The organism is Caballeronia sp. INML2 (genome assembly GCF_023631365.1).
Classification (GTDB): domain Bacteria; phylum Pseudomonadota; class Gammaproteobacteria; order Burkholderiales; family Burkholderiaceae; genus Caballeronia; species Caballeronia turbans.
Window position 1 is genome coordinate 46,615 of sequence record NZ_JALQDH010000046.1, and the last position, 15,854, is coordinate 62,468.

13 protein-coding genes are annotated in these 15,854 nt (G+C 64.2%); 9 read left to right on the forward strand and 4 right to left on the reverse strand.

What is annotated here, in order from left to right; genetic code table 11:
* The 3 genes from polA (at position 1) to NCT32_RS14905 (ending at position 5,335) form a co-directional block, all read left to right on the forward strand.
* Positions 1 to 2,739, forward strand: coding sequence for a DNA polymerase I (gene polA / locus NCT32_RS14895; RefSeq protein WP_061118312.1), 2,739 nt, complete (start codon positions 1 to 3; stop codon positions 2,737 to 2,739).
* Between the two features lie 163 nt (positions 2,740 to 2,902).
* On the forward strand, positions 2,903 to 4,267 hold the full coding sequence (locus NCT32_RS14900; protein WP_061118311.1) for an NAD(P)/FAD-dependent oxidoreductase: 1,365 nt from the start codon (positions 2,903 to 2,905) through the stop codon (positions 4,265 to 4,267).
* A gap of 192 nt (positions 4,268 to 4,459) precedes the next feature.
* Positions 4,460 to 5,335, forward strand: coding sequence for a dienelactone hydrolase family protein (locus NCT32_RS14905; RefSeq protein ID WP_061118310.1), 876 nt, complete (start codon positions 4,460 to 4,462; stop codon positions 5,333 to 5,335).
* A 6-nt stretch (positions 5,336 to 5,341) separates the two neighbouring features.
* Here NCT32_RS14905 and NCT32_RS14910 read toward each other — a convergent pair whose 3' ends face one another.
* A complete protein-coding gene (locus NCT32_RS14910) occupies positions 5,342 to 6,211 on the reverse strand; it encodes a sulfurtransferase (RefSeq protein ID WP_061118309.1) in 870 nt (289 codons plus the stop codon).
* 101 nt (positions 6,212 to 6,312) lie between these two features.
* Positions 6,313 to 7,419, reverse strand: coding sequence for an aromatic ring-hydroxylating dioxygenase subunit alpha (locus tag NCT32_RS14915; RefSeq protein WP_061118308.1), 1,107 nt, complete (start codon positions 7,417 to 7,419; stop codon positions 6,313 to 6,315).
* A 311-nt stretch (positions 7,420 to 7,730) separates the two neighbouring features.
* Between NCT32_RS14915 and NCT32_RS14920 the strand changes: the two genes are divergently transcribed.
* The 4 genes from NCT32_RS14920 (at position 7,731) to folE2 (ending at position 11,905) form a co-directional block, all read left to right on the forward strand.
* On the forward strand, positions 7,731 to 8,066 hold the full coding sequence (locus tag NCT32_RS14920; RefSeq protein WP_061118307.1) for an exodeoxyribonuclease VII small subunit: 336 nt from the start codon (positions 7,731 to 7,733) through the stop codon (positions 8,064 to 8,066).
* Positions 8,063 to 8,950 (forward strand): polyprenyl synthetase family protein, encoded by an 888-nt coding sequence (locus NCT32_RS14925; RefSeq protein WP_061118306.1) that lies wholly within the window; start codon positions 8,063 to 8,065, stop codon positions 8,948 to 8,950. Before NCT32_RS14920 ends, NCT32_RS14925 begins: the two co-directional genes overlap by 4 nt.
* 85 nt (positions 8,951 to 9,035) lie before the next feature.
* A complete protein-coding gene (dxs, locus tag NCT32_RS14930) occupies positions 9,036 to 10,952 on the forward strand; it encodes a 1-deoxy-D-xylulose-5-phosphate synthase (protein WP_061118305.1) in 1,917 nt (638 codons plus the stop codon).
* Positions 10,953 to 11,098: 146 nt separating this feature from the next.
* Positions 11,099 to 11,905: a GTP cyclohydrolase FolE2 gene (gene folE2 / locus NCT32_RS14935; RefSeq protein WP_061118304.1), complete on the forward strand. Its 807-nt coding sequence runs from the start codon at positions 11,099 to 11,101 to the stop codon at positions 11,903 to 11,905.
* Positions 11,906 to 11,913: 8 nt separating this feature from the next.
* Here folE2 and NCT32_RS14940 read toward each other — a convergent pair whose 3' ends face one another.
* A complete protein-coding gene (locus NCT32_RS14940; RefSeq protein WP_061118303.1) occupies positions 11,914 to 12,831 on the reverse strand; it encodes a LysR substrate-binding domain-containing protein in 918 nt (305 codons plus the stop codon).
* A 102-nt stretch (positions 12,832 to 12,933) separates the two neighbouring features.
* Here NCT32_RS14940 and NCT32_RS14945 point away from each other — a divergent pair, with 102 nt between their 5' ends.
* Together NCT32_RS14945 and NCT32_RS14950 are read left to right on the forward strand one after the other, a co-directional pair.
* The gene (locus NCT32_RS14945; protein WP_086961064.1) at positions 12,934 to 14,157 is read left to right on the forward strand and encodes an MFS transporter; all 1,224 of its coding nucleotides are present in this window, start codon (positions 12,934 to 12,936) and stop codon (positions 14,155 to 14,157) included.
* A 35-nt stretch (positions 14,158 to 14,192) separates the two neighbouring features.
* Positions 14,193 to 14,816 (forward strand): glutathione S-transferase family protein, encoded by a 624-nt coding sequence (locus tag NCT32_RS14950; RefSeq protein ID WP_061118301.1) that lies wholly within the window; start codon positions 14,193 to 14,195, stop codon positions 14,814 to 14,816.
* 4 nt (positions 14,817 to 14,820) lie between these two features.
* Here NCT32_RS14950 and tsaD read toward each other — a convergent pair whose 3' ends face one another.
* On the reverse strand, positions 14,821 to 15,849 hold the full coding sequence (gene tsaD, locus NCT32_RS14955; RefSeq protein WP_061118300.1) for a tRNA (adenosine(37)-N6)-threonylcarbamoyltransferase complex transferase subunit TsaD: 1,029 nt from the start codon (positions 15,847 to 15,849) through the stop codon (positions 14,821 to 14,823).
* Positions 15,850 to 15,854: the final 5 nt, after the last annotated feature.

The following is a 15,854-nucleotide window of genomic DNA, read 5'->3' on the forward strand; positions in this document are numbered from 1 at the left end:
ATGCCTGAAGAACTAAGTCTTGAAGGTAAGACCCTGCTATTGGTCGACGGTTCTAGCTACTTGTACCGGGCCTACCATGCGATGCCGGACTTGCGAGGCCCCGACGGCGGGCCCACCGGCGCTCTGTATGGGATGATCAACATGCTGCGGCGCTTGCGGCGCGAAATCAATGCAGAGTATAGCGCGTGCGTATTTGATGCCAAAGGCAAGACTTTCCGCGACGACTGGTACGCCGAATACAAAGCCAACCGGCCCTCCATGCCGGAAGACCTCTCCAGACAGATCGAGCCTATTCACGTCGCCGTGCGCGCGCTCGGCTGGCCGCTCGTCATGATCGAAGGCGTCGAGGCCGACGACGTCATCGGCACGCTCGCAGTCGTTGCCGAGAAGCGCGGCATGAAGGTGATCGTGTCGACGGGCGACAAGGATCTGGCTCAGCTCGTGACGGATCATGTCACCCTCATCAATACGATGACCAACGAAACGCTCGACCGCGCCGGCGTGCTCGCGAAGTTCGGCGTGCCGCCGGAGCGAATCGTCGACTATCTGTCGCTCATCGGCGATACCGTCGATAACGTGCCGGGCGTCGAGAAGTGTGGCCCCAAGACAGCGCTCAAATGGCTCACGCAATACGAAACCCTTGATGGCATCGTAGAACATGCCGGCGAGATCAAGGGTGCGGTAGGAGACAATCTGCGCAAGGCTCTGGACTTCCTGCCGATGGCGAGAAAGCTCGTCACCGTGCACACGGAATGCGACCTCACTTCGCAGATCGAGTCGATCGACGGCACGCTCGTCACGCGTCCCGAGTCGCGCGACGAACTGCGCGACGTGTTCATGCGTCATGGCTTCAAGACGTGGCTGCGCGAAATCGACATCGCCGATGCGGTCGAAGGCCCCACCGATACGCCGCCTGCGGAAGTCACCGAAATCGTGCATCACTACGAGACGGTACAGACGTGGGAGCAGTTCGACGCCTGGTTCAAGCGCATCAACGAAGCGGAGATCACGTCCTTCGACAGCGAGACCACATCGCTCGATCCGATGACCGCGCAGATCGTCGGCATGTCGGTGTCGACCGAGCCCGGCCATGCGGCCTACATACCGGTCGCGCATCGCGGTCCGGATGCGCCCGAGCAGTTGCCGCGCGATGAAGTGCTCGCGAAGCTCAAGCCCTGGCTCGAAGACGCATCGAAGAAAAAGGTCGGTCAGCACCTGAAGTACGACGAGCAGGTGCTCGCCAACTACGGCATCGAAATGCGCGGCGTCGAGCACGACACGCTGCTGCAATCGTATGTGCTCGAGTCGCACCGGCCGCACGACATGGACAACCTCGCGTTGCGTCATCTCGGCGTGAAGACGATCAAGTACGAAGACGTCGCGGGCAAGGGCGCGTCGCAGATCGGTTTTGACGAAGTGCCGCTCGACAAGGCCTCGGCCTATGCAGCCGAAGACGCGGATATCACGTTGCGCCTGCATCACGCGCTCTACCCGCAAGTGGCGCAGGAGGAAGGCCTGTTGCACGTGTATCGCGACATCGAAATGCCGACGTCGCGCGTGCTGCGCAAGATGGAACGTAACGGTGTACTGATCGATCGCGAACGGCTCGATAAACAGAGCAACGAAATCGCCAAGCGTCTAATCGATTTGCAGGCGCAAGCCTATGAACTCGCGGGCGGCGAATTCAATCTCGGCTCGCCCAAGCAGATCGGCCAGATCTTCTTCGAGAAGCTGCAATTGCCGGTCGTGAAAAAGACGCCGAGCGGCGCGCCTTCCACCGATGAAGAAGTGCTGCAAAAGCTGGCGGAAGACTATCCGTTGCCGAAGGTGCTGCTCGAGCATCGCGGGCTGTCGAAACTCAAGTCCACCTATACGGACAAGCTGCCGCGCATGGTGAATGCATCGACGGGACGCGTGCACACGAACTATGCGCAGGCCGTCGCGGTGACAGGGCGCCTGTCGTCGAACGAGCCGAACTTGCAGAACATCCCGGTGCGCACGGGCGAAGGGCGGCGCATTCGTGAAGCGTTCATCGCGCCGCCGGGCCGCAAGATCGTGTCGGCGGATTACTCGCAAATCGAACTGCGCATCATGGCGCATATTTCCGGCGATGAATCGCTGATGCGCGCGTTCAAGGAAGGCGAGGACGTGCATCGCGCGACAGCATCTGAAGTGTTCAGCGTCACGCCGCTCGAAGTCGATAACGATCAGCGTCGCATCGCGAAAGTCATCAACTTCGGTTTGATCTACGGCATGAGCTCGTTCGGGCTCGCGTCGAATCTCGGCATCACGCGCGATGCGGCCAAGCTTTATATCGACCGCTATTTCGCGCGTTATCCGGGCGTGGCGGCGTATATGGAGAACACACGCATCAGCGCGAAGGCGAATGGCTTCGTCGAGACGGTATTCGGCCGGCGTCTGTGGCTGCCCGAGATCAACGGCGGCAGCGGGCCGCGCCGTCAGGCGGCGGAACGCGCCGCGATCAACGCGCCGATGCAGGGCACGGCCGCCGATCTCATCAAGTTGTCGATGATCGCGGTGCAGGACTGGCTCGAAAGTTCGGGCATCGGCGCGAAGATGATCATGCAGGTGCACGATGAACTCGTGCTCGAAGTGCCCGAGGAAGCGCTGCCCGAGGTCAGGAAGCGCTTACCTGATTTGATGTGCGGCGTCGCGAAGCTGAAGGTGCCGCTGGTGGCGGAAGTCGGTGTCGGCAACAACTGGGAAGAAGCGCATTGAGCGCGCGCTGAAATTCTTTGCGCAAGGCATATGCGGCGGATGTCGCATATGCCCGACATGCTGGTGACGCGCTTGTGACTGTCATTGAAGCTCACGCACAATGAGCCGATCGAGGAAGATACGCACGAAGGCCGATCCAATATAAAAGCACAGGGAGAGTTCCATGCATCGCTTCATTATCGTCGGCGGAGGGGCTGGCGGCCTCGAACTCGCAACTCGTCTCGGCGACCGTTTCGGCTCGACGGATAGCAAGACGCCGCCAAAAGCGCAAGTCACGCTCGTCGACCGCAATCCGACGCATATCTGGAAGCCGCTCCTGCACGAAGTCGCGGCGGGGAGCATGGACCCGTTCACGCAGGAACTCGAATACGCGGCGCAAGCGCTATGGCACGGCTTCGAGTTTCAGCAGGGCGAACTCGTCGGGCTGGATCGCGCGGCGAGGCGCATCACGATCGGCGCGTTACGCGATGAAGAAGCCGGCGAGCTTCTGCCCGAGCGCGAGCTGGAGTACGACACGCTCGTCATCGCGATCGGCAGCACGACGCATTTCTTCGGCGTCGAAGGCGCGCAGCAGAACTCGATCGCGCTCGACACGGTCGGTCAGGCGGAGCTTTTTCGCAAGCGCCTCATCGCGGCCTGCATGCGCGCGGAGCACTTCGCGCCGGAACCGGTTGCGGCGGGCGTGGAGAACGGCGAGGACGAGCCGGGTGTCGATCCGGTGCCGCGCATCCAGGTGGCGATCGTCGGCGCCGGCGCGACGGGTGTCGAATTGTCGGCGGAACTGCGCAATACCGCGCAAGTGCTTTCCGCATACGGATTGCACAAGCTCGACCCGAAGCACGATATCGGCATCGTGCTGATCGAAGCCGGGCCGCGCATCCTGCCCGCGCTGCAGGAGCGCGTGTCCATCGCGACGGCGGAACTGCTCGCCAAGCTCGGCGTGAAGCTCATGACCGGCGAAACGGTCGCGCAGGTGTCGCGCGATGCGATCCGCACGGCGAGCGGCAAGACGATTCGTGCGGATCTCACGGTCTGGGCGGCGGGCATCAAAGCGCCCGCGATCCTCGCCAGTCTCGAGGGTCTGCCGACAAACCGCCTCGGCCAGCTGGTCGTGCGCCGCACGCTGCAAACCGAAACCGACGACCACGTCTTCGCGCTCGGCGATTGCGCCGCGTGTCCGTGGCCCGGCAACGAGCGCAACGTGCCACCGCGCGCGCAGGCCGCGCATCAGCAGGCGAGTTTTCTGTTCAAATCGTTCGAGCGGATGTTGCAGGGCAAGCCGCTGCCCGAGTACACATATCGCGATTTCGGCTCGTTGGTGTCGCTCGGGCATTACAGCGCCGTCGGCAATCTGATGGGCGGGCTGATCGGCGGGAACATGCTGATCGAAGGACTTTTCGCGCGCTTCATGTACATGTCGCTTTACCGGCTGCACATCGCCGCGCTGCACGGCTATGCGCGCATGATGCTCGATACGGTCGCGCACTGGCTGCGCCGCTCCACCGCGCCGCGCGTGAAGCTGCACTGACACGGAATAGAACGCCTGCGCCATTCGTTCAAAGCTGTTTAGAATGGGCGGCGCGCCCGATCCACGGCGCGCGTTCTTCGTCGTGCAGCGCCGCGCTGCGTGCAGCCTCGAGCACGTCGCGCGGTTCCAAGGATCCACGCCGTCGCACTCGATCGCGAACATGATGCGACGGCTCCGCCGCGGGAGCTTTCCATGCTAGACCCTGAAGTCGACAGCCTCGTTCCGCACGTTCCGTTCGATCGACGCACCTTCATCAAGGCGACCTTCGGCACCGGCTTCGCGGCCGCCGTGCTGCCGGTGTCCGCCCAGACCATTCATACCGATTCCGACGGGCTCGAAGCGGGCGCCATCGGCATACGCGGTGCGGACGGCACGCTCGTGCCCGCGTATCGCGCGCAACCGAAGGGCAAGACGCATCTGCCTGTCATCATCGTGATCCACGAGATTTTCGGGGTCCATGAGCATATCGCCGACGTCTGCCGGCGCTTCGCGAAGCAGGGTTATCTCGCGATCGCGCCGGAGTTTTTCACGCGTCAGGGCGATCCGAAGGCGTATTCGTCGATACAGCAGCTAAACGAGCAGGTCGTGTCGAAAGTGCCGGATTCGCAGGTGATCTCCGACATCGATCAGGCCATCAAATGGGCGGGCGAGCACGGCGGCGATACGAAGCGCACGGGCGTCATCGGGTTCTGCTGGGGCGGGCGGTACTCATGGCTGTACGCGGAGCACAACCCGAATCTCAAGGCGGCGGTCGCGTTTTACGGGCGGCTCGTCGGCAACAAGACGGAGATGACGCCGAACAATCCGCTCGATCTCGCGAGTGAACTCAAGGTGCCGGTGCTCGGCCTTTATGGGCGGCAGGATCAGAGCATTCCGCAGGACACCATCGAGCAAATGAAACAGGCGCTCGCCAACGATCCGCCGCCCGCAAAGAACTCGCAGTTCGTCGTCTACGACGACGCGGGGCATGCGTTCTTCGCGGATTATCGTCCGAGCTATCGCAAGGCCGATGCGGAAGACAGCTGGAAGCGCGCGCTCGCGTGGTTCCGCGAGCACGGCGTCAGATAACGACGTTCAGGGATTCGGCCCGGTCGCGACCGGGCGGCCCGGATCGGCGCTCCACTCGCTCCATGAGCCGGGATATAGCGCCGCGCCGTGCAGGCCCGCGATTTCCATCGCGAGCGCGTTGTGGCACGCCGTCACGCCCGATCCGCATTGCAGCACGATGCGGTCCGCCGGTGTCGTGCCGACGAGCGAGCCGAACGCTTCGCGCAGTTCGTGCGCGGTTTTGAAGCGGCCTTCCGCTGTCAGGTTGTTTTTGAAGAAGTGATTGAGCGCGCCGGGGATATGCCCGCCGACGGGATCGATCGTCTCGTTCTCGCCGCGATAGCGGTCGGCGGCGCGGGCATCGATCAGCAGATGGTCGCGCGTGCCGATGCTGCGCTCGATCGCCTGCGCGTCGATGGTCACCTGCAGCGGGGCGCCGGCCTTGAACGTGCCCTGAGACTTCGCCGGTACGGCGCTGTCGAGCGAATTGCCCGCGGCTTCCCACGCTTGCAGGCCGCCGTCGAGCAGCGCGACGGAATCGTGACCGAGCCAGCGCAGCAGCCACCACAGACGCGCGGCGTACATGCCGCCTTGCGCATCGTATGCAACCACTTGCTGCCCCTCGTTCAGGCCGAAGCTCGCGAGCTTCGTGACGAGCGCGGCGCGTTCGGGCAGCGGATGACGCCCGTTCGTGCCCGTCTTGACGCCGGACAAATCGCGGTCCAGATGGAGATAGTGGGCGCCGGGAATATGTCCTTGCGCGTAGGCCTTTTCGCCCGACTCGGGTGCGGCGAGATCGAAGCGGCAATCGAAGACGAGGATGCTGCCGGGCGCGGCGGCCAGCCGTTCGGCGAGATTCGCAGCCGAGATGAGCGTGGTGTAGTGGGTGTGCGGCATGACGGCTCCTGAAGCGGCGCTTTTTGATGCGGGGATGAGCCAATAGTCTAAAAGAAAAAACGGGCTCGAAAGCCCGTCTTTTCTCGATGACTGAACCGCGTTCAGATGCTCCCGAGTTGATGTCGCAGGAACTCGTGGAAGTGCTGCATGCCGGATTCCATCGGGCTTTGATACGGACCGACCTGGTTCTCGCCGCGCGACATCAGCGCGCGGCGGCCGGCGTCCATGCGCTCGGCGATCTCGTCGTCCTCGCGCGCGGTTTCCATATAGGCGGCACGTTCGGCCTCGATGAACTCACGCTCGAAGAGCGCGATTTCCTCGGGATAATAGAACTCGACGATGTTCGTCGTCTTCTGCGTGCCGTGCGGAATCAGCCACGACACGACCAGGACGTGCGGATACCACTCGATCATCAGACCGGGGTAATACACCATCCAGATTGCGCCGAACTCGGGTGGCGTGCCGTTGCGGAAACGCAGTACTTCGTCGTGCCACTTGCGGTATGTCGGGCTGCCCGGCTTTTCCAGATTCTTGTGGACGCCGACGGTCTGGACGCTGTACCAGTCGCCGAATTCCCACTCGAGGTTGTCGCACGACACGAAGCTGCCGAGTCCCGGATGGAACGGCGCGACGTGATAGTCCTCGAGATAGACCTCGATGAAGGTCTTCCAGTTGTAGTTGCACTCATGCACTTCGACGTGATCGAACATGAAGCCCGAAAAGTCGAAATGACGCGCCGTGCCAAGTCTCGCGAGATCCGCGGCGACGTTGCGGCCCTCCGATTCGAAAAGCAGGCCTTGCCAGTTCTGCAGCGGAGTCTTGCCGAGGTTCAGGCAGGGCTTGTCCGCGAAATGGGGCGCACCGAGCAGTTGCCCGTTGAGATCGTAGGTCCAGCGATGCAGCGGGCAGACGATGTTGTCCGCGCTGCCGCGGCCATTGAGCATGATCGCCTGGCGATGGCGGCACACGTTCGACAGCAGCTCGATATCGTTCTGCTGATTACGGACGAGCACGCGCCCTTCGCGCTCGCCGGGGAGCGCGAAATAGTTTCCCGCTTCGGGAACCATGAGTTCGTGCCCGATGTAGCGTGGACCTTGCTTGAAAAGTGTGTCGATTTCGCGCGTAAGAAGCGCTTCGTCAAAGTAAGCCGTGACTGGCAGCTGACTGTGAATGGCATTCAGCTGCAATGCATTGCTCAGATTGGACATTCCCACTCCCGATGAAAACGTGAAAGCAGTGAACAACCCAACCATCGAAGATTCGATTTAGGGAGCCCGCGATTATACCGAAATCCCCCTCCTTGGGGTACTTAAGGTCTTGATTTGGGTATAAATTGTCGCGAGAGTTCCTCGCGATCGCCAGGCAAAAGAGCGCGGACGGCGCGGTCCGCGACGATCGGCGGACAATCCCGCAACGCAGTCTTGGGCGTTCCGCGCGGACGGGATGCGGGTCGAAAATTTGTCTTTTGCCGTAGAATGTGCGACTTGGTTCCAAAAATTCAATTGCACATCCACGATTCATGGCGAAGACCGCTGTCCAGGAAACAGGCGAGCATACCGGCGCCGACGCGCAAAGCGCGGACGCCGCGCAGCTTCCGGAGAATTACGAGGCGGCGCTGGCAGAACTCGAATCGCTCGTCGCGCGCATGGAAGAGGGCGCGCTGAGTCTCGAGGAGTCGCTTGCGGCTTATCGCCGCGGCGCGGCGCTTGTGGGCTTTTGCCAACAGCAGCTCGAAAAAGTCGAGCAGCAGGTACGCGTTCTCGATGGCGAGACGCTCAAGCCGCTGCCCGCCGAGGTACAGCGCGCCACCCAGGGTGCCGGAGCGACAAACGACAACGGGGATGACGACCTATGAACTTCGAACAATGGATGCGCGCGACGCTCGATCGCGTCGAGACGGCACTCGAACACTATCTTCCGGACACGGACATCGCGCCGGCGCGCCTGCATGAGGCCATGCGCTATGCGGTATTGGGCGGCGGCAAGCGCGTGAGACCGCTCCTCGTCCACGCGGCGGGCGAACTGACCGGCGCGAGCGCGCCGGCCGTGGAAGCGGCGAGCGCGGCGCTCGAGATGATTCACGTCTATTCGCTGGTGCATGACGACATGCCCGCCATGGACGACGACGCACTGCGCCGGGGCAAGCCCACGGTACACATCCAATATGACGAAGCGACGGCACTGCTCGTCGGCGACGCGCTGCAATCGCAGGCGTTCGTGGCGTTGACGGCCGAACGCAATGGTCTGGACGATGGCCAGCAAGCCGCGCTGGTGCGCGAGCTCGCCGTCGCGAGCGGTTCGCTCGGCATGGCGGGCGGCCAGGCGATCGACCTCGAAAGCGTCGGTCGCAAGCTGTCGCGCCCCGAGCTCGAGACGATGCATCGCAAGAAAACGGGTGCGCTGTTGCGCGCATCGGTGCGCATGGGCGCGCTCGCGGGCACGGATCCGGGCGCGGACGCGCTCGCCTCACTGGACCACTATGCCGCCGCGATCGGCCTCGCATTCCAGGTCGTCGACGACATCCTGGACGTCACCGCCGATTCCGCCACGCTCGGCAAGACCGCCGGAAAAGATGCGCAGCACGACAAGCCGACTTACGTGTCGATCATCGGGCTCGATGCATCGCGCGAACTGGCCGCGCAGCTCGGCCGCGACGCGCACGCCGCCATCCAGCCGTTCGGCGCGCGTGGCCAACGCCTGGCCGAGCTTGCCGACCTGGTCGTGAACCGGGTGAATTGATGTTGAACGCGTGACGAACCCCACGGCGCGATAAGCAATAATCGCGCCGAACGATTCACGCCAGTTTTCCTAAAATGGGACGACGATGTACGACTTGCTGAAAACCATCGACGATCCGGCCGATTTACGCGCCCTCGATCGCCGCCAACTGCAACCGCTGGCCGACGAGCTGCGAGCCTACGTGCTCGACAGCGTGTCCCAGACGGGCGGCCATCTGTCGTCCAATCTGGGCACGGTCGAGCTGACGATCGCGTTGCACTATGTGTTCGATACGCCTAATGACCGCATCGTCTGGGATGTCGGTCATCAGACGTATCCGCACAAGATCCTCACGGGCCGCCGTGATCAGATGCCGGGCCTGCGCCAGCGGGGCGGCATTTCCGGCTTCCCGCGCCGCGCCGAGTCCGAATACGACACGTTCGGCACCGCGCATTCGAGCACGTCGATTTCGGCGGCGCTCGGCATGGCGATCGCCAACAAGCTGCAGGGCGACAACCGCTATTCGATCGCGGTGATCGGGGACGGCGCAATGACCGCGGGGATGGCCTTCGAGGCGATGAACAATGCGGGCGTCGCCGACGACGTGCCGCTGCTTGTCATCCTCAACGACAACGACATGTCGATCTCGCCGCCGGTCGGCGCGCTGAATCGCCATCTCGCGCGTCTGATGTCGGGCCGTTTCTACGCTGCGGCGCGCGCGGGTGTCGAACGCGTGCTGCGTCATGCGCCGCCGGTGCTCGATCTCGCCCGCAAGCTCGAAGAGCACGCGAAGGGCATGATCGTGCCGGCCACGCTGTTCGAAGAATTCGGCTTCAACTACATCGGGCCGATCGACGGTCACGATCTCGATTCGCTGATTCCGACGCTTCAGAACATCAAGGAACTGCGCGGCCCGCAGTTCCTGCACGTCGTCACGAAGAAAGGCCAGGGCTACAAGCTCGCCGAAGCCGATCCGGTGCTGTACCACGGCCCGGGCAAGTTCAATCCGGCCGAAGGCATCAAGCCGTCGACGGCGCCTTCGAAGAAGACTTACACGCAGGTGTTCGGCGAGTGGCTGTGCGACGCCGCGGCGCAGGATTCGCGCGTGGTCGGCATCACGCCGGCAATGCGCGAAGGCTCCGGCATGGTCGAATTCGAGAAGCGCTTCCCGGACCGTTATTTCGATGTCGGTATCGCCGAGCAGCACGCGGTCACGTTCGCGGGCGGTCTCGCGGCGGACGGCATGAAGCCCGTCGTCGCCATCTATTCGACCTTCCTGCAACGCGCATACGATCAGTTGATTCACGATGTCGCGCTGCAGAATCTGCCAGTGGTCTTCGCGATCGATCGCGCGGGCCTCGTCGGCGCGGACGGCGCGACGCACGCGGGCAACTACGATCTCGCGTTCCTGCGCTGCATCCCGAATATGACGGTGATGGCGGCATCGGACGAAAACGAATGCCGCCAGATGCTCTACACGGCGCTGCAGCAGCCGAACCCGACAGCCGTGCGTTATCCGCGCGGCGCGGGCACCGGCGTCGCAACCGTCAAGCAAATGACCGCGATTCCCGTCGGCCGTGGCGAGATTCGCCGCGAGTCGTCGCAGAAGCTCGGCTCGGGCAAGCGCATCGCGATTTGCGCGTTCGGCACGATGGTCGCGCCGTCGCTCGCCGCGGCTGAAGAGCTGGATCTGACGGTTGCCAACATGCGTTTCGTAAAGCCGGTCGACGCCGATCTGTTGCGCGAACTCGCCGCGACGCACGATGCCATCGTGACGATCGAAGAAGGCGCGATCATGGGCGGCGCGGGTTCCGCGTGCGTCGAAGCGCTGCTCGCCAGCTCGATCGTGAAGCCCGTTCTGCAGCTCGGTCTGCCCGACATCTTCATCGATCACGGCGATCCGGCCAAGCTGCTCGCGAGCGTCGGCCTTGACTCCGCTGGCATCGTCAAGTCGATTCGCGAGCGCTTCATCGACGCCGTCGAAAGCGCGCACGCAGAGAAGCTGACCAAGCGCGTCGCCTGACGACGCACCGCTCGAACGGCGCGCTCGGGGTGCGCCGTGCATCAACGCTTTGGCACACGGCGCGGGCATCGTCCCGCGCCGTGTGCGCTTGAACGTTTCGAACCGCTCGCGTCATTCGGGACGCGCGGCGCATAAGGACAAAACAAATGAATCAGATGAATCCCGCCTTCGTGATGCCCGATGTCCAGAGCACGCCCGACACGCGTCAGATCGCGATTCAGCGCGTCGGTGTAAAGGGCGTGCGGCATCCGTTGTCGGTGCGCACGGCGAACGGCGTGCAGCCGAGCGTCGGTGTCTGGAATCTCGACGTGCATTTGCCCGCCGACCAGAAGGGCACGCATATGTCGCGCTTCGTCGCGCTGCTCGAAGAGCATCGCGAGCCGCTCGATCAGGCCGCCCTGCGCACGCTCCTCGCCTCGATGCTGGCGAAGCTCGAAGCGCATTCGGGGCGTATCGAAGTGACCTTGCCGTACTTCGTGATGAAGACTGCGCCGGTCTCCGGCGTGCAAAGCCTGCTGGACTACGAAGCGACGTTCATCGCCGAGAAGCGCGATGGCCAAACGCATATGTCGATGAAAGTGCTCGTGCCCGTGACGAGCCTGTGCCCGTGCTCGAAGAAGATCTCGCAATACGGCGCGCACAATCAGCGCTCGCACGTGACGATCCTCGCGCAGCTCGCGGGGGAAGTCGCGGTCGAGGAGCTCATTCGTATCGCGGAGGAAGAGGCGTCGTGCGAACTTTGGGGACTGTTGAAGCGCCCCGACGAGAAGTTCGTGACCGAGCGCGCGTATGAAAACCCGAAGTTCGTCGAGGATCTCGTGCGCGATGTCGCCACGCGTCTGAACGCCGACGAGCGCATCGTCGCGTATGTGCTCGAAGCGGAGAACTTCGAGTCGATCCACAATCACAGCGCGTATGCGGTGATCGAGCGGGACAAGCGCCGCGACGCCTGAGCCCGCCTTCAGGCGAGCGCCGTTTCCTCAGGAACGTGCGCTGCCCGCACTGAAGCCATCACCAGCGCCGCCAGCCGCTCGACCGGCGGCGACGCGCTCCCCGATGCGCGATGCAGCGCGAGCGGGATCGAAGGCAGCGCCGGCAATTCACCTTCGCCGGCATCGAGCGCCCGAACCGTCGATGGCAATCCATAGCTCGTTCGCACGGTGACGCCCAGACCTGCGGCCGCCGCTGCCCACAATCCCGACAAGCTCGGGCTCGTGAACGCCACGCGCCATTTGATGCCCGCGCGATCCAGCGCCGCGGCCGCCGCGCTGTGAAAGAGACACGGACGATCGAACGCGATGAGCGGTAGAGCCTCGTCGGCGCTGAACTGCCACGGAACCGTCGACGACGCGATCCAGCGCATCGGCGGCGCGGCGATCGGCTCGGCGATCATCGCGGCGTTGCGGTCGTCGGTCACGCCTGCCGCGCCCCACACGAGCGCAAGATCGAGCTGTCCGGTATCGATGCGCTCCAGCAACTCGGTGTTACGCGCCACACGCGCTTCGATCCGCACCTTCGGATGCGCCCGCGCGAACCGGCCGAGCACGTCCGGAAGCACGACTTCGCCGAAATCCTCCTGCAGCCCGAGCCGGATCCAGCCTTCCAGATCGACGCCGCGAATCGCGACGGCGGCTTCGTCGTTCAGTTCGACGAGGCGCCGCGCATAGCCAAGCATCACTTCGCCCGCGTCGGTGAGCGCGAGTCCGCGCCCCGACTTGCGAAAGAGCGGCGCGCCCGCCTGTTCCTCCAGTTTGCGTAGCTGCGCGCTTACCGCCGACGTCGAGCGCCCGACACGGTCCGCCGCCTTCGCGAAGCTGCCCAGATCCATTCCCGCGACAAAGCTGCGCAGCACCGCGAGATCGAATGTCGTCTGGCTCATGGCAATCGTCCTGATTTTCTGAATGGTCGATGAAAAACTTTGTGATTTTCAGGACGATCCTAAGCCTTCAAACTGGCCGCAGTCAAATTCGATATGGACTGCATGATGGCCACTTCTCTTGTTGAAGGCGCTTACGCATTCGGTGACGCACATCGCTGGAAAGTGCTGGGCGTCGGCGTGGCGGCAAACGCGAGCTTCTCGGCTGCCGCGGCGGGCATTCCGACCACGGCCGTATGGATGCGCAGCGGCTATCACCTCAGCAACAGCGAACTGGGACTCGTGCTCGGCGCGCTGGGTTTGGGCGTCGCGGCGTCCGAACTGCCGTGGGGCGTGCTGACCGATCGCTGGGGCGACCGTCCGGTCTTGCTGACGGGTTTGCTCTCCACGGCTGCCATGCTCGTCGCGATGAGTGTTTTCGCGGCGCCGTCGTCGGCCACGCTCGGCTGGCTCGTTTTCTCGATGTGCGTGCTCGGTCTCCTGGGCGGCAGCGTCAACGGATCGAGCGGCCGCGCGGTGATGGCGTGGTTCGCGGACGGCGAGCGCGGCCTCGCGATGAGCATCCGGCAAACCGCCGTGCCGCTCGGCGGCGGCATCGGCGCGGGATTGTTGCCGTGGCTCGCGTCGTCGCATGGCTTTGCGGCGGTCTACGGCGCGCTCGCGGCGATGTGTGCGGTCTCCGGCGCGTTCGCCTGGCGCTGGCTGCACGAATCGCCGAACGCGGCGCATCGTGCCGTGACGGCCAAAGGCGCCCCGCCGCTGAAGAACACGCTGGTCTGGCGCGTCGTGCTCGGCATCGGCATTCTGTGCGTGCCGCAATTCGCGGTGCTGACTTTCGCGACCGTGTTCCTGCACGATGCCGGCCATTTCGGCGTGACCGCGATCAGCGCGACGATGGGCGCGATCCAGCTCGGCGCGATGGTCATGCGCGTCTGGAGCGGCCGTCACACGGATCGTCACGGCAACCGGCGTGCGTACTTGCGGGGATCGGTGATCGTAGCGTCGGCGTCCTTCGTCGTGCTGGCGGCGGCGATCGCGGGCGGCGCGGCGCACGCACCCGTGTTGCTCTCGGCGATGCTCATCATCGCGGGGATTTGCGTGTCGGCCTGGCACGGCGTCGCGTACACCGAACTGGCGACGCTCGCCGGCACCGAACGCGCCGGCACCGCGCTCGGCATGGCGAATACGGCCGTGTACGCCGGGTTCTTCGTCACGCCGCTCGTCATTCCGCATGTGCTCGCGGCGAGTTCGTGGCCGATCGTATGGCTGGCGGCGGGCGTCTGCGCGTCGCTGGCGTTGCTGTTGTTTCCGAGGCCCGCGCGACCTTAAACTGGCCGTCCGAGAAATCGACCACGGAGCGCATCTTGATCCTCATCGGCCAATACGATTCCCCGTTCGTCCGGCGCGTCGCCATCGCGCTGAATCTATACGGCATGGCTTACGAGCACCGCCCATGGTCCGTATTCGGCGATGCCGACAAGGTCGCGCCCTTCAATCCGCTGATCCGCGTGCCGACGCTCGTGCTCGATTCCGGCGATGTGCTCCTCGAGAGCGCGCTGATCCTCGACTATCTCGACGAGCAGGCGGGCGAGCGCGCGCTGATTGCATCGAGCGGCCCGCAGCGCCGTGAAGCGCTGAAGGTCTGCGCGCTAGGGACGGGCCTCGCCGATAAAGCCGTCGCGCTCGTCTACGAGCGCGTGCTGCACAAGGAGAAATCGCAGGCCTGGCTCGATCGCTGCACGGGGCAAGTCGAACGCGTGCTGAACGCGCTGGAAGCGGACCGCGCCGCGCGCGCGACGCAATACTGGTTCGGCGAGTCGATCGGTCACGCGGACATCGCCGTGGCCTGCGCGCTGCGCTTCGCGCGGGAGGCGCATCCGGAGATCGTCAGCTCGACGCGCTGGCCGACGCTCATCGGTCATAGTGATCGCTGCGAGACGCTGCCCGTGTTCCAGTCGATCGTGCAGCCTTTCAATCCGCCGCGATGAACGCTCAGGCGCGCGAAAGCGACGTGAGATCCCAGCGCGGCTTCACGGTGAACGCGTAGTCGCGCACGGCCTGCTCGGGCCAGCGCGACAGGCGCAACGCGCCGGCGAGCGCGATCATCGCGCCGTTGTCGGTGCACAGCGAGAGATCGGGGTAGTGCACGTCGAAGCGGCGTTTTTTCGCGGCCGCCGACAACGCCTCGCGCAACTGCCTGTTCGCGCCGACGCCGCCCGCCACGACGAGACGCTTCAGGCCCGTTTTCTTCAGCGCGGCGAGCGACTTGGCGACGAGCACATCCACGGCCGCATCGACAAAACCGCGCGCGAGATCGGCTTTCGCCTGCTCGCAGACGTTGTTGCCGAGCTTGCGACTATGCGTGAGCACGGCGGTTTTCAGGCCGCTGAAGCTGAAATCGAGATCGCCGGAATGCAGCATCGGACGCGGCAGCGTAACCGCGCCGGGCGTGCCGAATTCCGCGAGCCGCGACACTTCCGGCCCGCCCGGATAGCCGAGGCCGAGCAGCTTCGCGGTCTTGTCGAAGGCTTCGCCGGCGGCGTCGTCGAGGGTTTCGCCGAGCGTCTCGTAGACGCCGACATCGGTCACGCGCATGAGCTGCGTATGTCCGCCCGACACGAGCAGGGCGACGAACGGAAACGGCGGCGGCGCATCGACGAGCAGCGGCGACAGCAGATGCCCTTCCAGGTGATGAATGCCGACGGTCGGCTTGTCCCACGCCATCGCCAGTGAATTCGCGATGCTCGCGCCGACGAGCAGTGCGCCCGCGAGGCCCGGCCCCTGCGTGAACGCGATGGCGTCGATGTCGCCGCGATTCGCGCCGGATCGCTCGAGCACTTCCTCCAGCAACGGCAGCGCGCGACGGATGTGATCGCGCGAAGCCAGTTCCGGCACGACCCCGCCGTAATCGCGATGCATCGCGATTTGCGAGTGAAGGGCGTGTGAAAGCAGCCCGCGCTCGGTGTCGTAGAGGGCGAGGCCGGTTTCGTCGCAGGAGCTTTCGATGCCGAGAACGAGCATGGATT

What these genes read in the sequence shown, in the direction of transcription:
- NCT32_RS14925 (WP_061118306.1), top strand. Translation starts at nt 8,063, where the DNA reads ATGAACTTCGAACAATGGATGCGCGCGACGCTCGATCGCGTCGAGACG.
- NCT32_RS14905 (WP_061118310.1), top strand. Translation starts at nt 4,460, where the DNA reads ATGCTAGACCCTGAAGTCGACAGCCTCGTTCCGCACGTTCCGTTCGAT.
- dxs (WP_061118305.1), top strand. Translation starts at nt 9,036, where the DNA reads ATGTACGACTTGCTGAAAACCATCGACGATCCGGCCGATTTACGCGCC.
- folE2 (WP_061118304.1), top strand. Translation starts at nt 11,099, where the DNA reads ATGAATCAGATGAATCCCGCCTTCGTGATGCCCGATGTCCAGAGCACG.
- polA (WP_061118312.1), top strand. Translation starts at nt 1, where the DNA reads ATGCCTGAAGAACTAAGTCTTGAAGGTAAGACCCTGCTATTGGTCGAC.
- NCT32_RS14910 (WP_061118309.1), bottom strand. Translation starts at nt 6,211, where the DNA reads ATGCCGCACACCCACTACACCACGCTCATCTCGGCTGCGAATCTCGCC.
- NCT32_RS14940 (WP_061118303.1), bottom strand. Translation starts at nt 12,831, where the DNA reads ATGAGCCAGACGACATTCGATCTCGCGGTGCTGCGCAGCTTTGTCGCG.
- NCT32_RS14945 (WP_086961064.1), top strand. Translation starts at nt 12,934, where the DNA reads ATGATGGCCACTTCTCTTGTTGAAGGCGCTTACGCATTCGGTGACGCA.
- NCT32_RS14900 (WP_061118311.1), top strand. Translation starts at nt 2,903, where the DNA reads ATGCATCGCTTCATTATCGTCGGCGGAGGGGCTGGCGGCCTCGAACTC.
- NCT32_RS14915 (WP_061118308.1), bottom strand. Translation starts at nt 7,419, where the DNA reads ATGTCCAATCTGAGCAATGCATTGCAGCTGAATGCCATTCACAGTCAG.
- tsaD (WP_061118300.1), bottom strand. Translation starts at nt 15,849, where the DNA reads ATGCTCGTTCTCGGCATCGAAAGCTCCTGCGACGAAACCGGCCTCGCC.
- NCT32_RS14920 (WP_061118307.1), top strand. Translation starts at nt 7,731, where the DNA reads ATGGCGAAGACCGCTGTCCAGGAAACAGGCGAGCATACCGGCGCCGAC.